The sequence below is a fragment of the Saccharopolyspora sp. NPDC000359 genome (genome assembly GCF_040300525.1).
Taxonomy (GTDB): Bacteria; Actinomycetota; Actinomycetes; order Mycobacteriales; family Pseudonocardiaceae; genus Saccharopolyspora.
Genome location: NZ_JBEPDU010000032.1, coordinates 71307 through 88023, shown reverse-complemented (window position 1 = coordinate 88023; position 16717 = coordinate 71307). Strand labels below are relative to the sequence as shown.

The 16717-nt window shown below is 71.0% G+C and carries 17 protein-coding genes and 1 pseudogene; 7 read left to right on the top strand and 11 right to left on the bottom strand.

What is annotated here, in order from left to right; all coding sequences use genetic code 11:
• Window positions 1-54: 54 nt before the first annotated feature.
• From ABT324_RS20900 to ABT324_RS20890, 3 genes are all read right to left on the bottom strand, one after another.
• Window positions 55-1086, bottom strand: coding sequence for a phosphotriesterase family protein (locus ABT324_RS20900; RefSeq protein ID WP_351179952.1), 1032 nt, complete (start codon window positions 1084-1086; stop codon window positions 55-57).
• Window positions 1083-2078 (bottom strand): DMT family transporter, encoded by a 996-nt coding sequence (locus tag ABT324_RS20895; protein WP_351179949.1) that lies wholly within the window; start codon window positions 2076-2078, stop codon window positions 1083-1085. The genes ABT324_RS20900 and ABT324_RS20895 overlap by 4 nt, the downstream gene beginning before the upstream one ends.
• 76 nt (window positions 2079-2154) lie before the next feature.
• A complete protein-coding gene (locus ABT324_RS20890; protein ID WP_351179955.1) occupies window positions 2155-2895 on the bottom strand; it encodes a glutamine amidotransferase in 741 nt (246 codons plus the stop codon).
• A gap of 153 nt (window positions 2896-3048) precedes the next feature.
• Between ABT324_RS20890 and ABT324_RS20885 the strand changes: the two genes are divergently transcribed.
• Both ABT324_RS20885 and ABT324_RS20880 read left to right on the top strand, forming a co-directional pair.
• A complete protein-coding gene (locus ABT324_RS20885) occupies window positions 3049-4059 on the top strand; it encodes a LacI family DNA-binding transcriptional regulator (RefSeq protein WP_351179946.1) in 1011 nt (336 codons plus the stop codon).
• Window positions 4060-4073: 14 nt separating this feature from the next.
• Complete coding sequence (locus ABT324_RS20880; protein WP_351179943.1) at window positions 4074-5159, top strand: M20/M25/M40 family metallo-hydrolase; 1086 nt, start codon at window positions 4074-4076, stop codon at window positions 5157-5159.
• Window positions 5160-5459: 300 nt separating this feature from the next.
• Here the strand turns inward: ABT324_RS20880 and ABT324_RS20875 are convergent, their stop codons facing one another.
• Complete coding sequence (locus tag ABT324_RS20875) at window positions 5460-6107, bottom strand: response regulator (protein ID WP_351179940.1); 648 nt, start codon at window positions 6105-6107, stop codon at window positions 5460-5462.
• Window positions 6104-7207, bottom strand: coding sequence for a sensor histidine kinase (locus tag ABT324_RS20870; protein WP_351179937.1), 1104 nt, complete (start codon window positions 7205-7207; stop codon window positions 6104-6106). The genes ABT324_RS20875 and ABT324_RS20870 overlap by 4 nt, the downstream gene beginning before the upstream one ends.
• Before the next feature lie 111 nt (window positions 7208-7318).
• Between ABT324_RS20870 and ABT324_RS20865 the strand changes: the two genes are divergently transcribed.
• The 3 genes from ABT324_RS20865 to ABT324_RS20855 all read left to right on the top strand — a co-directional run bounded on the left by ABT324_RS20865 (window position 7319) and on the right by ABT324_RS20855 (window position 10132).
• On the top strand, window positions 7319-8056 hold the full coding sequence (locus ABT324_RS20865) for an ABC transporter ATP-binding protein (protein ID WP_351179934.1): 738 nt from the start codon (window positions 7319-7321) through the stop codon (window positions 8054-8056).
• Window positions 8053-8811, top strand: a complete 759-nt coding sequence (locus ABT324_RS20860; protein ID WP_351179931.1) for an ABC transporter permease — start codon at window positions 8053-8055, stop codon at window positions 8809-8811. Before ABT324_RS20865 ends, ABT324_RS20860 begins: the two co-directional genes overlap by 4 nt.
• Before the next feature lie 304 nt (window positions 8812-9115).
• On the top strand, window positions 9116-10132 hold the full coding sequence (locus ABT324_RS20855; protein ID WP_351179928.1) for a TerC family protein: 1017 nt from the start codon (window positions 9116-9118) through the stop codon (window positions 10130-10132).
• Window positions 10133-10135: 3 nt separating this feature from the next.
• On the opposite strand, the gene ABT324_RS20850 is transcribed toward ABT324_RS20855, so the two are convergent.
• The 4 genes from ABT324_RS20850 to ABT324_RS20835 all read right to left on the bottom strand — a co-directional run bounded on the left by ABT324_RS20850 (window position 10136) and on the right by ABT324_RS20835 (window position 13635).
• Entirely contained in the window at window positions 10136-10855 is a 720-nt protein-coding gene (locus tag ABT324_RS20850; protein WP_351179925.1) for an alpha/beta hydrolase, read from the bottom strand.
• A 44-nt stretch (window positions 10856-10899) separates the two neighbouring features.
• Complete coding sequence (locus ABT324_RS20845; protein WP_351179922.1) at window positions 10900-11802, bottom strand: NADP-dependent oxidoreductase; 903 nt, start codon at window positions 11800-11802, stop codon at window positions 10900-10902.
• Between the two features lie 463 nt (window positions 11803-12265).
• Window positions 12266-12910 (bottom strand): CoA transferase subunit B, encoded by a 645-nt coding sequence (locus ABT324_RS20840; protein ID WP_351179919.1) that lies wholly within the window; start codon window positions 12908-12910, stop codon window positions 12266-12268.
• Window positions 12911-12936: 26 nt separating this feature from the next.
• Window positions 12937-13635 (bottom strand): CoA transferase subunit A, encoded by a 699-nt coding sequence (locus tag ABT324_RS20835; protein WP_351179916.1) that lies wholly within the window; start codon window positions 13633-13635, stop codon window positions 12937-12939.
• A gap of 146 nt (window positions 13636-13781) precedes the next feature.
• On the opposite strand from ABT324_RS20835, the gene ABT324_RS20830 reads away from it, so the two are divergent.
• Window positions 13782-14552: an IclR family transcriptional regulator gene (locus tag ABT324_RS20830; protein ID WP_351179913.1), complete on the top strand. Its 771-nt coding sequence runs from the start codon at window positions 13782-13784 to the stop codon at window positions 14550-14552.
• A 3-nt stretch (window positions 14553-14555) separates the two neighbouring features.
• Here the strand turns inward: ABT324_RS20830 and ABT324_RS20825 are convergent.
• Together ABT324_RS20825 and ABT324_RS20820 are read right to left on the bottom strand one after the other, a co-directional pair.
• A pseudogene (locus ABT324_RS20825) lies at window positions 14556-15608 on the bottom strand (MFS transporter); the annotation flags it as partial.
• Between the two features lie 18 nt (window positions 15609-15626).
• A complete protein-coding gene (locus ABT324_RS20820; RefSeq protein ID WP_351179910.1) occupies window positions 15627-15758 on the bottom strand; it encodes a hypothetical protein in 132 nt (43 codons plus the stop codon).
• 82 nt (window positions 15759-15840) lie between these two features.
• Between ABT324_RS20820 and ABT324_RS20815 the strand changes: the two genes are divergently transcribed.
• A complete protein-coding gene (locus ABT324_RS20815) occupies window positions 15841-16191 on the top strand; it encodes an ArsR/SmtB family transcription factor (protein ID WP_351179907.1) in 351 nt (116 codons plus the stop codon).
• Window positions 16192-16717 lie beyond the last annotated feature (526 nt).

Here is a 16717-nt window from a genome sequence, read left to right as displayed (position 1 = left end):
GTCGGTTTCGCTTTTGTTATACATGTTAAAACCCTTGATCCCCACCCACGACCCTCAGCCGCAGAGCATGGCGGCCGGGTTGGTGCGGGTGAGGGCGTTGATCCGGTCGTCGTCGACGCCGAGCGCGCGCAGCTGCTCGGCGAAGATCGTCGGCACGTGGGCGAAGCCGTTGCCGCCGTGGCGCGTCCACATCTGCTTGAGGAACACGTCGTGGCTGAGCAGCACCTGGTCGCCGTGCCCGGCCTCGACGAGCCGGGCGACCCCGGTGGCGGTCGTCGACGTCGACGGGGACGCGCCCTCCTTCGGGAAGGTGATGTCCATGCCGATCATGTCGAACTCCAGCCACACCCCGCGCTCGGCAAGCCGCCGCTGGTACGCCGGGTCCTCCGCCGACGGGTCCAGGTGGGAGAGCACCACCCGGCCCGGGGCCACGCCGATCTCGTCCAGCACGATGTCCAGCACCTCGTCGCCGCGGCGCTGCCAGCCCGGCAGGTGGACCATCAGCGGGACCGCGGGGTGGTCGAGCTGGGCGAGCGCCGCGGCGCGCAGCGAGGCCCGCTCGGCCGGGGTGAAGTCCGGCGACACCCCGATCTCGCCGATGATCCCCGGCCGGACCCGGTGCTCGCCGACACCGCCGGTCAGCTCCTCCCCGATGCTGGCGGCCTGCGCATCGACCGCCCTGGCCGCGATGCGCTCGCCCTCGAACTTCTCCAGGTAGGCGCCGCAGCCCATGACGATGTTCAGGCCGGTGCGCCGGGCCACCTCGACGAGCTTGTCCGGGTCGCGGCCGATCGCGGCGCTGGAGGTGGCGTCGACGATGGTCCGGCCGCCCACCGCCTGGAACGCGGCGATCTCGGCCGTCACCTCCGCCACCGACTTGGGGGCCAGGTTGTCCGCGCAACAGTACGGGTCCTGCCGCAGCGCCCACGCCACCCCGGCGTCCACCTCGCGGTCCACGAGGAACTCGCTGAACCGGTAGCTGGGTTCGTCGCGCACCCCGGACAGGTCGTTGAACAGGTGCTCGTGCGGCAGGACCAGGCCCAGCTCGGCCGCGGGCACCGGGCCGGTCACGGTCTGCGCGGTCACGGCGCGTCGACCTTCCGAGAGGGGATCATGCCGATCCCGGCCGCCACCAGCGCTAGCACGGTGCCGATCACGGTGGCCAGGTGGATCGGGTGCCCGACCGAGGGCACCACCAGGTCCAGCAGCAGCGAGCCGACCAGCTGACCGGCCACCGACCCCAGCCCGAGCAGCAGCAGCCCGAGGCCGCGCACCAGCAGCGCCATGAACCCGATCGACAGCAGGCCCAGCACCCCGCCGGTGTACATCCACCACGTCGGCGGCAGCGAGAACTCCGCGGTGCCCAGCCCCAGCCGGACCAGCAAACCGGCCAGCAGCACCACGAACCCGACCAGGAAGTTGAACGTGATCGACACCAGCATCGAGCCGGTCTCCCGCGCCACGGCGGCGTTGCCCGCGGGCTGCCACCCGGCCAGCAGGCCCGCCGCGAACGGCAGGACGGCCAGCGCGATGGCGTGCGGCACGTGGAAGTTCGGCGAGATGGTGACCGCGGTGGCCGCCACCGCCAGCGCCGCGCCGAGACCGCGGGTGACCGAGATCGGCTGCTTGACCGTGGCCGTCACGCCGATGCGGTCGCAAATCACCCCGGAGATGACCAGGCCCGCGATCAGGGTGATCTGGAAGACCGCGACCCCCAGCACCCCGACCGACACGCCCTCGGAGAGCACCACCGCCCCGCCGCACAGCCCCGCGAGGTAGTTCCACCAACCGATGCGCCTGCTGCGGATCAGGCGCGGGATGCTCAGCGCCTGCCGGCGCGTGCTGGGCCGGGCGAACACGATCACCAGCATCAGCGCCAGGCCGCTGCCGAAGGAGATCACGGCGGCGCTGTTGCCGTCACCAACGGTCGCGCCGAGCGCGCCGTTGACCGCGGACTGCATCGGGCTGAGCATGCCGGTCAGGACCGTCAGCAGCACCAGGACGGTCGTGGTGGCTCCCCGCGCCGCCCGGCCGGTGGTGGCCGGTGGGCTCAGCTCGGGGGCGGGCGTGTTGGTCATGGCGGTGCGACTCCTTTGTCGTCCTCGCTGCACCGGTGGGTTGCTGCGGATTGCTCTAGCTGCGTAGCTGAGGGGACTACTGGTCGCCGGCCAGCCAGGAAACCGCCTGGTGGAACAGCCGACGGTACCCCTCCCACTCGAGGAACTCGGTCGGTGCCCAGTGCGGCGAGATGTCCGAGGCGAAGGCGAGGGTGCGGCCCGCTCCTTCGGTGCGCACCGCGAGCAGCGGCCGCGACTCGACGGTGGCCAGCACGGTCGCGTCGGACTTGGCGACCAGCTTCTGGTAGCCGAGCAGGACCGGCCACCGCGCGTCCAGGCCCTCGACGACCGGGTGCTCGGTGCCGGTGAGCTCGCCGCAGACGCCTTCGGGGCTCTCGACCCGGTCGTCGTAGGGCAGGATCTCCACCGGCAGCACCTCCTCGATCGGCGTGTCGTGGAAGTTGGCCTTGCCCTGGAAGCCCTGGAAGCTGAGGTAGCCACCGGCCATCGCCAGGCCGCCCCCGGCGCGCACCCACTCGGCCAGCAGCTTCAGTCGGTTCGGGAACCGGCGGCCCTGGTTGAACACCTGCGGGTGCAGCAGCAGCGAGTTCGCGCCGATGTCCGACAGGATCACCACGTCGTACTCGCCGAGCTCCTCCAGCGACGCGGGGAAGTCGGTGGCCACGGCGTGCGAGGGCAGGTGGACCACGTCGTGGCCCTCCGCGCGCAACGCCGCGAGCAACGCGTCGGCGCCGATCTCCAGCTGGGCCCGATCGATCGCGTCGAACCCCTTGACGTCGGTCGTCCTGGCCACCCAGGACTCCCCGGCCAGCAGCACCCGGCTCAATTCCGCCTCCCCGGTTGGAATCTGTTGCGCAAATTTTGCGCTCGATGTTGCGCAAACTAATCTCCGCCGAACCCGCCGTCAAGAGCCCGCCAGCACCCTCGTGCCGATACACTGCGCACGAAGCATTCGACGGAAGGGGCGCGGATGACGTTGACGCGCGTTGCGCAACGTGCGCAAGTCTCGACCTCGACAGCCTCGCGGTACCTGCGCGGCCAGCTGAAGGTGCAGCCCGAAACCGCGGCGCGGATCGACGCCGCCGTGCGGGAACTGCACTACGAGGTGCGCCCGGCGGCCGCCGCGGACGGCGGGCGCGAGCACGCACCGGTCGTCGCGCTGGTCGTCCCGGAGCTGGCCAACCCGTTCTTCGCCGCGCTGGCCGACGAGATCTCCACCGCGGCCGCTGTCAGCGGTGCGTCCCTGGTCATCGGGGTCACCGGTCGGCAGGCGCAGCGCGAGGCCAAGGTCAGCGACCTCGTCGCCAGCACCGAGGACATCGACGGGATGATCTACGTCGGGATGCACCGGGAGAACCCGCGGCTGCTGCAGGCCATCGCCGACGGGCTGCCGGTGGTGGTGCTGGACGAGGAGATCGCCAACACCACCGGGGTGGACACCATCCGCGTGGACAACTACGGCGGTGCCTACCAGGCCACGGCCTACCTGGCGCAGCTCGGCCACCGCCGCATCGCGCACATCGCCGGGCCCGAGGAGCTGTCCACAACCCGCGACCGGTTGCGCGGCTACCGCGACGCGATGGAGCACGCCGGACTGGAGGTCGACGAGGACCTCGTCCTGCACGGCCCGTACACCGAGCAGTTCGGCGCGAGCACCTTCCCGTACCTCACCGGCGCCGCGCAGCCGCCGACCGCGGTGTTCGTCGGCAGCGACATCGCCGCGGTCGGCGTGCTCGGCGCCGCCGAGCTGCACGGCCTGAGCATCCCCGACGACCTCTCGGTGGTCGGCTGCGACGGCATCCGCGTCGGCGAGTGGCTGCGCCCGAAGCTGACCACCCTGCAGCAGCCCGTCACCGAGCTGGCCCGCGGTGCCCTCGAACTCGTCCACGCCCGCATCGCCAACCCCGGCGGCAGCACCGTGCGGCGGAACCTCCCGCTGCAACTGGTGATCCGCGGTTCCGCAGTCCCGCCCCAGCACTGACCCGGAGGAGCCCCGTGCCCGACCCGATCGAGCTCGCCCAGCAGCTGATCCGCCTCGACACCCGCGCGGCGGGCGAGAAGGCGGCCGCCGACCTGCTCGCCCCGCTGCTGACCGCCGTCGGCTTCGAGGTCACCGTCGACGAACCCCGCCCCGGCCGGGCCAACCTCGTCGCCCGGTTCGGCACCGGCACGCCGATCACCCTCACCGGCCACCTCGACACGGTGCCCGCCGACCCGGCTACCTGGTCGTTCGACCCGCACAGCGGCGAGGTCGACGGCGACCGGCTGCGCGGCCGGGGCAGCAGTGACATGAAGGCCGGGGTCGCGGCGATCGTCGCGGCCGCGGTGGGGGCCGCCCGCACCGCCCCGGAATCCCTGGCCGCGCAGCTGGTGTTCACCTTCGGCGAGGAGACCGGCTGCGAAGGTGCCGCGCTGCTCCCCGAGCTCACCCCCAGCCCCGCGCTGCTGGTGGCCGAGCCGACCGCGAACCGGATCGTGCTGGGGCACAAGGGAGTCCTGTGGCTACGGCTGACCGCGCACGGCCGCAGCGCGCACGGTTCGCGCCCCGAGCTCGGCGAGAACGCGCTGGCCGCGCTCGCCGAAACGGCGGTCCGCATCCACCGCGACGGGGGCTGGCCGACCAGCCCGACGCACGGCCCGGCCACGGTCAACGTCGGCGCGTTCCACTCCGGCGTGCAGCCGAACCTGGTGCCCGACCGCGCCGACCTGCTGCTGGACATCCGCACCACGCCGGAGTTCACCGCCGCCGACGCGCGCACCGCGATCGCCGAACTCGCCCTGCCCGGCACGGAGATCACCGACGACCTGGACCTCCCGGGCGTGGCGACCAGCGCCGAAGACCCGCTGGCCCAAGCGATCGTGGCGGCGCTGCACCCGGAGAACCCCGACCAGCGGCCGGAATACGCCACCTACTTCACCGACGCCTCGGTCCTGGCCCCGGCGCTCGGCTCCCCCGCAGTGATCGTCTACGGCCCGGGCGACCCCGACCAGGCCCACGTCAGCGACGAAACCTGCTCGGTCGCGGCCACCCGCGAAGCGACCGAAGCCCTCACCCGCCTGCTGACCACCGTCCGCGTCTGAGCGGGTCGTGGGTGCGCAGCAGTGCTCGAACGCTGTTGCGCACTCACGACAGCTCGCGCTTGAGGATCTTGCCGGTTTATGATCAACACCGGACGAACGGGTGACCCCGACGTGAACCTTCGGCCTCACGAGTACACAGTGGACCGGTTTGGACACCGTGCGCGGCACCGTCATCGGCTCCGTTTCCACTGTTCAGCACCCGTGAGTGGTTTGGGTCGCTATAGCAGCCCAAAACGCTCACGGACGATCACCTGCAGAAACGGGGCGCGGAAGAGCGATTGCGCGCCGGAAGGGCGGCCGTCAGCGGAGGAGGCCGTCGCGGAGGGCTCGGAGGACCGCGTTGGTTCTGTCTCTGGCCGCTAGTTTCAGGAGGATCGTGGAGACGTGGTTCTTCACCGTTCCGTCCGCCAGGTTCAGGGCCGCCGCGATCTCGCGGTTGCTGTAGCCCTCGGCCATCAGGCGCAGGACTTCCAGCTCCCGGCCGGTGAGTTCCTGGATCGCCACCGGCGACTCCGCGCCCACCGGTGGCGGGCCGTCCTGGATCGCGCGCAGCAGGCGGTCGGTGATGGACGGGGCGATCAGGGTCCCGCCGTCAGCCAGGATTCGCACCGCTCGGGCCAGCTGCTCGACCGTCACGTCCTTGAGCAGGTATCCGCGGGCGCCGGCGCGCAGGGCGTCCAGGACCAGGGTGTCGTCGTCGAACGTGGTGAGGATCAGCGCCGGGACCGCGCACGCCCGCTCGCGGAGGCGTTCCAGGGTCCAGATCCCGTCGTGGCGCGGCATTCTCAGGTCGAGGAGCACCACGTCGGGTTCCTGCTGCTCGATGACGTCGAGGGCCGCAGCGCCGTCGTCGGCCTGGCCCACGATCTCCACGCCGGCCAGTTCCAGGAGCGTCACGATGCCCTGGCGGACCAGGTTCTGGTCGTCGACGACCACCACGCGCGTCATCGGGCAGGCACCCATGCCGCCACCCGGAAGCCGTCGCTGCCGTCGAACTCGGCCTCGCCGCCCGCGTTCGCGAAGCGTTCGGCCAGGCCGCGCAGGCCGTTGCCGGGCACCACCGGCGACGCGCCGCGCCCGTCGTCGCCCGCGGCGAGCCGCACCCTCGTCCCGTCGCGTTCGACCAGCACCCACAGCTCCTTCGCATCGGCGTGCCGCAGCGTGTTCGTGACGATCTCCTGGACCGCGCGCACCAGCACCGTCGTCTGCTCCTCGTCCACTTCCACATCGGCGGCCACGTCGACCGCGACGTCCAGCCCCGGCACCGCCCTGCCGACCTCCGCGAGCGCGTCGGCGAGCGAACCCGCCGGGGCCGCGCGGATCTCGCCGACCGTCGCGCGCACGTCCGCGAGCAGCGCGCGGGCCACCGAGTTCGCGCGTTCGACGTGCTCGCGCCCGGCCTCCCCGTCCCGGTGCCGGGCCGCCTCCAGCTCCAGCGTCAGCACGGTCAGCTGGTGGCCGACGAGGTCGTGCAGTTCCCGGGCGATCCGCAGGCGTTCGGTCGATCGCGCCGACTCGCCGAGCAGCACCGTCGCGGCCTGGAGGTCGACGTGCGCCTCCGCCAGTTCCCGGCGCATCCGCTTCTCCCGGTGCATGGCCTGCACGCTGAGCAGGGAGGCGAGCTGGATCAGCAGGTAGAACCCGCCGGCGATCCACAGGTCGGCGGCACCGAGGTCGCGCAGCACCATGCTCGCGACGATCACCGCGGTGTTCAGCAGCACCACCGCGAAGTTGACCCGGAAGCTGATCACTTCCGGGCCGAGCGCCGCGATCACCACCAGCAGCACCGGCAGCAGCCCGGCGTCCGGCGCGGTCAGCACCGTCAGCCAGCCCAGCGCGGTTGCCGAGGCGAAGCAGCCCAGCCGGACGCCCCGGCGCTCGGAGGTCACCAGGAACCACACGGCGACGAAGACCGCCGCGAACGCCGCTGTCCACACCGGACGGGGCAGCTCCGGGTCCACCGCGCCGACGAGCACCGGAAGGCCCACGCCCGCCGACACCACCAGCATGGCGATTCCGGACCAGCCTTCCGCACCGAGACCTCGCATCGCGCCAGCCTACGTTCGGCCCGGACCGCGGGCAGGTGCCGAAAGTCATGGTCGTGATCACTGACCAGCGGCACCTGTGCGCACCCACCCGCCGTTTCTAGCGTCAGCGGCATGACAGGCAATCCGGCGGTGCTCGTCGAGCACCTGCACAAGCGCTACCGCGACAACGTCGCGGTCCAGGACGTCTCGTTCTCCGTCGAGCCCGGCGAGGTGTTCGGCATCCTCGGCACCAACGGCGCGGGCAAGACCACCACGGTGGAGATGATCGCCGGGTTGCGCGCCCCGGACGGTGGGCGGGTCCGGGTGCTGGGTCTGGACCCGCGGCGCGACCGCCGCGCCGTCCGGCACCTGCTCGGCGTGCAGCTCCAGGAGGCCCGGCTGCACGATTCGCTCACCGTCGCCGAGCTCGTCGAGCTGTACCGCAGCTTCTACCCGGATCCCCGCCCGGCGGGCGAGCTCCTGGAGATGGTCGAGCTCACCGCCAAGCGCGGCACCCGGTTCGAGCGGCTCTCCGGCGGACAGCAGCAGCGGCTGTCCATCGCCCTGGCCCTGGCCGGACGGCCGGAGGTGGTCATCCTCGACGAGCTGACCACCGGGCTGGATCCGCGGGCCAGACGCCGCATCTGGGCTTCCATCGCCTCGCTGCGCGAGGAGTCGGTGCTCCTGGTCAGCCACGCGATGGACGAGGTGGAGGAGCTCTGCGACCGGGTCGCGCTGCTGGAAGCCGGACGACTGCTCGCGCTCGGCACTCCCGCCGAGCTGGTCGCGAAGTCGGGGACGAGCAGTCTCGAAGAGGCGTTCGTGGCGCTGACCGGCCACCGCGTCGAGGAGCAGGAGGACGTGGCATGACTACGCACCGGGTCGGGCCGCGGGCCTGGACGCTGCTGATCCGCAGCGAGCTGAAGATGGTCGTGCGGGACACCGCCGGGCTGATCGTGCCGCTGGGCATGCCGCTGCTGATCCTGATCATGAACGCCGCCGGGGCCGGTGGCGAGGAGGTCGGGGCCGGGCTCACCGCGCTCGAAGCGTTCGTGCTGCCGCTGGTGCTCACCATCGTCGTGGCGATGCTCGGCCTGATCAACATGCCGAGCTTCCTGGCGACCTACCGCAAGACCGGCGTCCTGCGCAGGCTCGCCGTCACCCCGGCATCACCGCTGATGGTGCTCGTCGCGCAGGTCGTCGTCAGCCTCGCCCAGGTGCTGCTCGGCATCGCTGCGGCCCTCGGCATCGCCGTGCTGGCTTTCGGCGCGCAGCCACCGCGGAACCTGGGCGTCGCGCTCGGCGTGCTCGCGCTGTCGGTCGCAGCGATGTACGCGCTGGGCATGGTGGTCGCCTCGGTCGCGCCGACGCCGAACTCCTCCGTCGCGGTCGGTCTCGTCCTCTTCTTCGCGCTGGGGGCGCTCGGTGGCCTGTTCGGCGGAGCGGGCGGGCTCGGCGAGACCGTGGCGCAGATCGGCCGGGTGCTGCCGTTCGGCGCGAGCGTCGATGCCCTGGCCGCGGCGTGGGCCGGGCAGGCCGTCGCGACGGCGAGCCTGGTCAGCCTCGCGGTGACCGCGGTGCTCGGCACCACCGTCTCCGCGCTGCTGTTCCGGTGGGACCGCTGACCGCGCTGGGCGCCGGGTTGGGCCAGCTCGCCACGATCTGAGCCAGGTGGGGCGCCACTCCTCGGTGGCGCGTCGTGGACCGCGCCGCTGGTGATCCCGCTGGCGCTCGCCGCCCTCCAGCTGCTCACCGGCCTCGCCCTGACCGCAGCACCCGACCGGCACACCGGCCCGCAAAGGACAGATCACAGCGAACCGGACAAATCGACGTTGATCAGGTAGCCTGCGGCCACCGCGTCGCCGAGCGGCGCGCGGTGGCCGTGCTTACCCTGATCGCCGACAGATCAACAACGCCAGCGGAGGGGCCGTGCTCGACATCACCGCGCTGACCTGGGTTCTCACCGTTGCGCTGATCATCGTGTTGCTGGCCGTCGACCTGGTGCTGGCCGCGCTTCGCCCGCACCGGGTTGGTTTCGCCGAGGCCAGTGCGTGGTCGGTGGCGTACGTGGTGGTGGCGGTGCTGTTCGGCGTGTGGTTCTCGATGCAGTACGGCGGGCAGTTCGGGACCGAGTACTTCGCCGGTTACATCGTCGAGAAGAGCTTGTCGGTCGACAACCTGTTCGTCTTCGTCATCATCATGACCACCTTCGCCGTCCCGGAGGAGCACCAGCACAAGGTGCTGACCTTCGGGATCGTGCTCGCGCTGGTCATGCGCGGCATCTTCATCGCGGTCGGCGCGGCCCTGCTGTCGTTGTTCTCCTTCATGTTCCTCGTCTTCGGGCTGCTGCTCATCTACACCGCGGTGCAGCTGTTCCGGCACCGCGACGAGGACCCCGACGTGGAGAACAACGCGGTGGTCAACGTGGCGCGGCGGATCCTGCCGGTGTCCGGGGACTACGTCGAGGGCAAGATGGTCGCGCGCGTCGACGGGCGGCGGGTGGTCACGCCGATGGTCATCGTGCTCATCGCGATCGGCAGCGTGGACCTGCTGTTCGCGCTGGACTCCATCCCGGCGGTCTTCGGCATCACCGCCGAGCCCTACATCGTCTTCACCGCCAACGCCTTCGCGCTGCTCGGCCTGCGCGCGCTGTTCTTCCTGGTCAAGGGCCTGCTCGAGCGGTTGGTCTACCTCTCGGCCGGGCTGTCGCTGATCCTGCTGTTCATCGGCGCGAAGCTGATCCTGCACTGGGTGCACGTCGACATCGACGAGCGGGTGCCCGAAATCCCCACCACGATCAGCCTGGTCGTGATCATCGCGGTGCTGGCGGTGGTGACCGTGGCCAGCCTGATCAAGACCCGCCGCGACCCGTCGGCGAAAGCACACCCGGGCTCGTTGCGGGCGCACCGAGCTCCGCTCGACACACCCGACGAACCCGAGCCGTAGCCGTCAGTCGCCCAGCTTGCCGACGAACCAGCCCACCGCCTGGTCGACCGCTGCGCGGGCATCCGGGTTGGCGCCGTGACCCTCGAAGCCGTGGGCCGCGCCCTCGATCTCGATGACCTCTAGGTCCGCACCGGCGTCGCGGGCGGCCTTGACGAAGGCGTCCTGGGTGGGCACGAAGAACTCGAACTCGTCGCTGACCCGCACCAGCAGCTTGGGCAGCTCGGGGTGCTCGGACACCGCTTCGACGGCGTTGAACCGCGGCGCGTCCCCGGGCCAGTCCGGCGGCGGGGCGAGCACCGGGTAGGTGAACCCGATCGCGCGGAGCCAGGACGGCGCGGTGCGCAGCCACGAAGCCGCAATCGGCCCGCCGCCGGAGAAGCACCACAGCGCGATGCGGTCGCCGTCGACCTCGTCGAGCGCCCGGGTCCGCTCGACCACCGCGGCGACGTCCTCAGCGGCCTCCGGGTAGAGCTCGTCCGAGTACAGGCGGTGGTTGAAGGTGACCCCGACCAGCCCGGACGCCGCGACGAGGGCGCCGTAGCCGATGAACCCCTCCCAGTCGCGCGGCCGGGGCTCCATGTCCTCGGGAACCGGGCCGCCGTGCACGAAGATCACCGCGGGGCGGGGGCCGGTCGCCGGGTCGTTGGGCAGGTGGACGTCCATGACCTCGTCACGGACGCGCCGCACTGGTGGGACGTCGTGGAAGAACGGTACCTCTGTCATGCCGGTATTCGATCATGCCCGCCCGGGCGGCGTTCGTCTTTTGCTCAGGGAACCAGGACGATCTTGCCGACCACGTGCCCGCGCTCCACCTCGGCCAGTGCCGCACCGGCTTCGTCCAGCGGACGGACCTGCCTGACGCACGGGTCCAGGTCCCCGGAGACGACCAGTCGCGCCAGCTCGTCGAGCACGGCGGTGCTGCGGTCCCGCTCGACCGTCCGGCCACCGAGCTCGGCGACCAGCGGTTTGTCGGCGATCGACAGCAGCATCGACCGGTCCTCGACCAGCTCGGCCACGGTGCGCAGCGCCGCACCGCCGACCATGTCGAAGACGGCGTCGACGCCAGCCGGCGCGGCAGCGCGGACCCTGTCGAGGACACCGTCGCCGTAAGCCACCGGGGTCGCGCCCCACCCGGCGACGAGCTCGTGCTTGGCCGGGCTCGCCACGCCCACCACCGCGATCCCCCTGGCCCGCGCGAGCTGCACGACGGGGATCCCGACGCCCCCACCGGCACCGTTGACCAGCAACGTCGCGCCTGCGCGCAGACCGAGGTCCTCCAGCGCGTCGCGCGCGGTGCCAGCAGCGACCGGCAGCACCGCGGCCGCCTCCGGCGTCAGCCCAGCCGGTCGGTGCGCGGCGAAGGACGCGGTGACCAGCGCCTGCTCGGCCCAACCGCCGACCATGCCCGGGCACCCGCCGAACACCTCGTCACCAACCGAGAACCCGGTCACCCCGGGGCCAACAGCCGTGACCGTCCCGGCGACCTCGCGGCCCAGGACCGCGGGCCCGGCAACGCCGTAGGTGCCTTCGCGCAGCCGCCAGTCCCCCGGGTTCACCCCCGCCGCGCGCACCCGCACCAGCAGCTCACCCGGTCCGGGATCGGGCACCGGAACGTCGAGGAAGGTCTCCTGCTCCGGACCACCCCCTTCGGAGAACCCGTACGCCCGCACACCGCACCTCTTCGCCGTCGCCTGCACCGTGCTCCGAAGCCTGCCAGATGCCCGCCAGGACGGACCAGCGCGGTCCACCGGTCTCCAACCTGGGCCCCACTCCCCGCGATTTCACGGGAATTCGCACTCCACTCCACCTCACCCACCGAGGCACCACCACACCCCCAACCGCCCCCGCCGAACGGGAACCTACAGTTTCAATTGAAACTGTACCCAGGGGTGACGGGTCGCAGTTTCAATTGAAACCTCGAACGCGAGTGGGGAACGGGCGCAGTTTCAATGGAAACTGCGCACCACCGGTGTGTCGGGTACCTGACACACCGGTGGCGCGTCGGGGCGATTCACTGGGATCACCTCGATGGGAGTCAGTGGTCTGGGTTCCACTGAACTTCGCGTGATCCCGATCGGCCCCAGGCTTGGGAGGACTGGCGCCCGGACCCTGGTCCGTCCACAGAGGACTGGGTCAGTTCGCCGGGACGGGTTGCTGGATCGGGGCGCCGGTCTTCTCCCGGACCTCGGCCTCGGTGACGCCCGGTGCGAGGGCGACCAGCTGCAGGCCGTCCTCGGTCACGTCCAGGACCGCCAGGTTCGTGATGATCCGGTTGACCACGCCCGCGCCGGTCAGCGGCAACGTGCACTCCTCGACGATCTTCGGGGTGCCGTCCTTGGCGACGTGGTCGGTGATCACCACGATCCGGCGGGCCCCGACGACCAGGTCCATCGCCCCGCCCATGCCCTTGACCAGGGCGCCCGGGATCGTCCAGTTCGCCAGGTCGCCGTTCGCGGCGACCTGCAGGGCACCCAGGACCGCGATGTCGATGCGCCCGCCGCGCATCATCGCGAAGGACGCCGCCGAGTCGAAGTAGCTGGCACCGGGGTTGACGGTGACCGTCTGCTTGCCGGCGTTGATGAGGTCGGCGTCCTCCTCGCCCTCGTACGGGAACGGCCCCAAGCCCAGGATGCCGTTCTCACTCTGCAGGGTCACCCGCACGCCGTCCGGGATGTGGTTGGCGACCAGCGTGGGGATGCCGATGCCGAGGTTGACGTAGTCGCCGTCGCGGAGTTCGGCGGCCGCGATCGCCGCCATGTCGTCACGGGTCCAGGTCATGGTTGCTCCTTCGCAGGGTGGCGGGGTCAGTCGCGCGGGCGCGTGGTGCGCTTCTCGATGTCCTTGACCCGGGGCCGGGCCTGGACCAGCCGGTCCACGTAGATGCCCGGGGTCACCACGTGCTCGGGGTCCAGGTACTCCTCGCTGAGGTTCTCGACCTCGACCGCCGTCACCTTCCCGCAGGTCGCCACGACCGGGTTGAAGTTGCGCGCGCTGGACCGGTAGACGAGGTTGCCCGCCGGGTCGGCGGTGCAGGCGCGCACCAGCGCCACGTCGGCGACGATCGCCCGCTCCTGCACGTAGGTCTTGCCGTCGAACTCCGCCAGCGGCTTGCCCTCCGCGACCGGGGTCCCGACACCGGCCCGGGTGTAGAAGGCGGCGATCCCGGCGCCTCCGGCGCGCATCCGCTCCGACAGCGTGCCCTGCGGGGCGAACTCGACGGTCAGCGTCCCGTCCAGGTACTGCTCGGCGAAGAGCTTGTTCTCCCCCACGTAGGAGGCGATCACCTTGGCGACCTGCTGGTTCTCCAGCAGCAGCCCGAGCCCCTTGCCGTCCACGCCCATGTTGTTGGACACCACGGTCAGCCCGGTGACCCCGCTGTCACGGACGACCTCGATGAGGTCGTTCGGATTGCCACACAGGCCGAAGCCGCCGACGGCGATCGTCATCCCGTCTTCGAGCACCCCGGCCAGCGCCTCTGCCGCACTCGAGCGCAGCTTGGACACCTGATCACCTCTCCATCGGTCCGCTGAACGAACAGCCAGCAGTAAAGAGCGGTACCCGCTCCCACCGCAAGAAATGGCGACGAATCGTTCGATCCACGATCGAGATCAGCTCGACGCGTCCACTCAGTGAACGCTAGGCTGGGGGCATGGGCCCCAGCTCGAACGCCCACCTGGTCGGCCGGGTCGGCGCTGTGCTCCGGGCGCTGTCGGCCACCAACGAGACGGGGGCGGCCACCAGCGACCTCGCCCGGGCGACCGACCTGCCGCGACCGACCGTGCACCGCCTGCTCAGCTCGCTGGCCGAGGAGGGGTTCGTCGACCGTGACCGCCGCACCGGCCGTTGGTTCCTCGGCCCGGAGCTGTACCTGCTGGGCCAGACTGCGGGCACCCGCTACGACGTGACGCACCACGCCCGCGAGAGCGTGCACCGGCTGGCCGCCAAGACCGGCGAGAGCGCCTTCTTCTCGGCGCTGCGAGGCACCGAGACGGTGTGCCTGCTGCGCGAGGACGGCGACTTCCCGATCCGCTCGTTCGTGCTGTACGAGGGGGCCCGGTTCCCGCTCGGCGTCGTCTCCGCGGGCCTGGTGGTCCTCGCCTTCCTCGACGACGCGGAGATCGACGCCTACCTGGCGAACACCGACCTGACGAGCCGCTGGGGCCAAGCGCACTCCCCCGAGGCGATCCGGGAGCGGATCGCCCGCACCCGCCGCGACGGCTACTCCGTCAACCCCGGCCTGATCGTCGAGGGCAGCTGGGGCATGGCGGCGGCTGTCTTCGACCGCGAGGGCCACCCGGCGTGGGCCCTGACCCTGACCGGCATCGAACCCCGCTTCCGCCCAGACCGCCAACCAGAACTCGGCGCCCTCCTCCTCCACGAAGCCCACGCCCTCTCCCGCACCCTCGACACCCCTACCTAACGCTCAACCCCTCGCCTTAGTCCTTTGTGGACATGTCCTGCGGCGCAGCGCCGGTAGGACGAGCAGGCAGAGCAGGGCGGCGGCTGCGGCGAAGTAGCGCACTGCGGGGACGAGGCCGATCTGGGCGGCGAGGAGTCCTACTCCGATGACGGGTAGGCCGACTCCGCTGTAGACCACCACGTAGAAGCTGGACAGGACTTCGGCGCGGCGGTCCGCGGGTGCGGCGTGGTTGATCGCGGTGAGGCCACCCAGAAACACCAGGCCCTGGCCAGTACCGGCGAGCGCCGTCGCGACCAGCAGCAGGGTCAGCGAGGACACGACTCCCGCGAGAGCGAGCAAACCCAGACCAACAGCGAGCACCGGGAGTCCTGCGCGCTGCAGGGCGTGCGGCTGCTTGCCGTAGGCGACGAGCTGGACCACCACCGAGAACGCCAGCATCAGCGCCACGGATCCTCCGCCGAGCAGCAGGTTCGCGCTGCCGGTGAGCTCAGCGACGTAGGTGGGCACCAGCGCGAGGAACAGGCCAATCACAGCGAACGCGAGGAAGTTGGCCGTCCCGCTGGTCGCGAACAGCGAACGCATCGCGACGGGAACCGCGGGGCGGCGTGGCCGCCACCGCGCCGTGCGCCTGTCGGGCAGCGTCCAGATGGCGAGCGCCGCCGGGAGGAGCAGCACGATCTCGAGGACGAACGGGAGCACGTGCGGCGCCGGTGCGTACTGGGCGAGCGCCCCCGCCAGCACCGGACCGAGCCCCAGGCCACCCACGGACATCACAGTGGACACCAGAGCCGCTTTGCGGTGGTTGCCAGCGGGTTCCAGTTCGGTCAGCGGACCGGCCGCCAGCCCAACGGCGAGCCCCTGGAAGATGCGGGCGGCGAACAACCACCCGGTGCCCGCCGCGAGCGCGAACCCCAGCGAACCCAGCGCCGCTGCTGCCCCGGCGGGCAACAGCACCCGGCGTCGCCCGACCGCGTCGGACAGCGGGCCCGCCACCAGCAGCGACGGGATCAGCACCGCCACGTACGCGGCGAAGATCAGCGTGACGACCAGGGGCGAGAAGCCGAAGCGCTCCTCTTAGCCCTGGTACAGCGGTGTTGGCAGGTTCGTCCCGGTCAGCAGCACCAGCAGTGCGTACGCCACGCCCCAGAAGCACCACGCCCCCGCCGGGCTCGCCTGAGCAGGGCAGTCCCGTTCCTCGGTCTTCATCCGGCCCCCTCCAGTCATGTTCGGGTTTTTCGAACATAGCAGATGTTCGGAGATGCCGAACATGACTTGGTAGGGTGAGGGCATGGCAAGCCGAACCGCGACCGAGCTCGTGCACCCCGCTCGGGCGGACCTGGAGTTCACCGCCGTCGCCGGCGCGCTGAGCGACCCGGTGCGACTGGCCATCGTCGCGCGCCTGGCCGACGTCGAGCCCGACGGCGAACTCGCCTGCGCGACCTTCGAGCTCCCGGTCAGCAAGTCCACGCAGAGCGGGCACTTCAAGGTCCTGCGCGAAGCGGGCGTGATCCACCAGCGCGACGAGGGAACCCGGCGGCTGAACCGACTCCGCCGCGACGACCTCGACGCCCGCTTCCCCGGCCTCCTCGACCTCGCCATCCCCCAGGGCCACGAGGCGATCGCCAGCTGGTCACGCTGAGCCGCGAGCGCTCCTCGCCGTCGCGGCACCGCCTGGCGCGATTCCAACTTGGAACCGCAACCCCGGATGACGATATCGGATCACAGTTTCAGTTGAAACTGTAGACCAGGGTGACAAGCCCGCAGTTTCAATTGAAACCTCGAATCCGCGTGGAGGACGGGCGCAGTTTCAATTGAAACTGCGCATCACCGGCGTGTCGGGGGCCCGACGCGCCGGCGGTGCGTCGGGGTGGGTTCACCGAGATCAGTTCAATGAAATCGGACCGGGAACCCTCAGGCGAGTCGCTGGATGATTCACAGTTTCAACTGAAACTGTACCGTCGGGTGAGTGGGGACGGGCGCAGTTTCAATTGAAACTGCGGGCTTGCGGCGCGTCGGGGCCCGACATGCCGGTGGTGCGTCAGGGCGACTTCGACCAGTTCGATGGACATCGCATCAGAACCCCCGCACCGGGCGAAGGACCTCACCCTGATCCGGGTTCCTGGGAACTCAGGGGTACGCGATCCCAATGGAGATCGGGTGCCTGA

Bases quoted from the DNA above. Each gene is read 5' to 3' on its own strand.
- ABT324_RS20830 (WP_351179913.1), top strand. From the start codon at position 13,782: ATGGGCCCCAGCTCGAACGCCCACCTGGTCGGCCGGGTCGGCGCTGTG.
- ABT324_RS20860 (WP_351179931.1), top strand. From the start codon at position 8,053: ATGACTACGCACCGGGTCGGGCCGCGGGCCTGGACGCTGCTGATCCGC.
- ABT324_RS20850 (WP_351179925.1), bottom strand. From the start codon at position 10,855: ATGACAGAGGTACCGTTCTTCCACGACGTCCCACCAGTGCGGCGCGTC.
- ABT324_RS20865 (WP_351179934.1), top strand. From the start codon at position 7,319: ATGACAGGCAATCCGGCGGTGCTCGTCGAGCACCTGCACAAGCGCTAC.
- ABT324_RS20820 (WP_351179910.1), bottom strand. From the start codon at position 15,758: ATGAAGACCGAGGAACGGGACTGCCCTGCTCAGGCGAGCCCGGCGGGG.
- ABT324_RS20840 (WP_351179919.1), bottom strand. From the start codon at position 12,910: ATGACCTGGACCCGTGACGACATGGCGGCGATCGCGGCCGCCGAACTC.
- ABT324_RS20895 (WP_351179949.1), bottom strand. From the start codon at position 2,078: ATGACCAACACGCCCGCCCCCGAGCTGAGCCCACCGGCCACCACCGGC.
- ABT324_RS20870 (WP_351179937.1), bottom strand. From the start codon at position 7,207: ATGCGAGGTCTCGGTGCGGAAGGCTGGTCCGGAATCGCCATGCTGGTG.
- ABT324_RS20875 (WP_351179940.1), bottom strand. From the start codon at position 6,107: ATGACGCGCGTGGTGGTCGTCGACGACCAGAACCTGGTCCGCCAGGGC.
- ABT324_RS20885 (WP_351179946.1), top strand. From the start codon at position 3,049: ATGACGTTGACGCGCGTTGCGCAACGTGCGCAAGTCTCGACCTCGACA.
- ABT324_RS20815 (WP_351179907.1), top strand. From the start codon at position 15,841: ATGGCAAGCCGAACCGCGACCGAGCTCGTGCACCCCGCTCGGGCGGAC.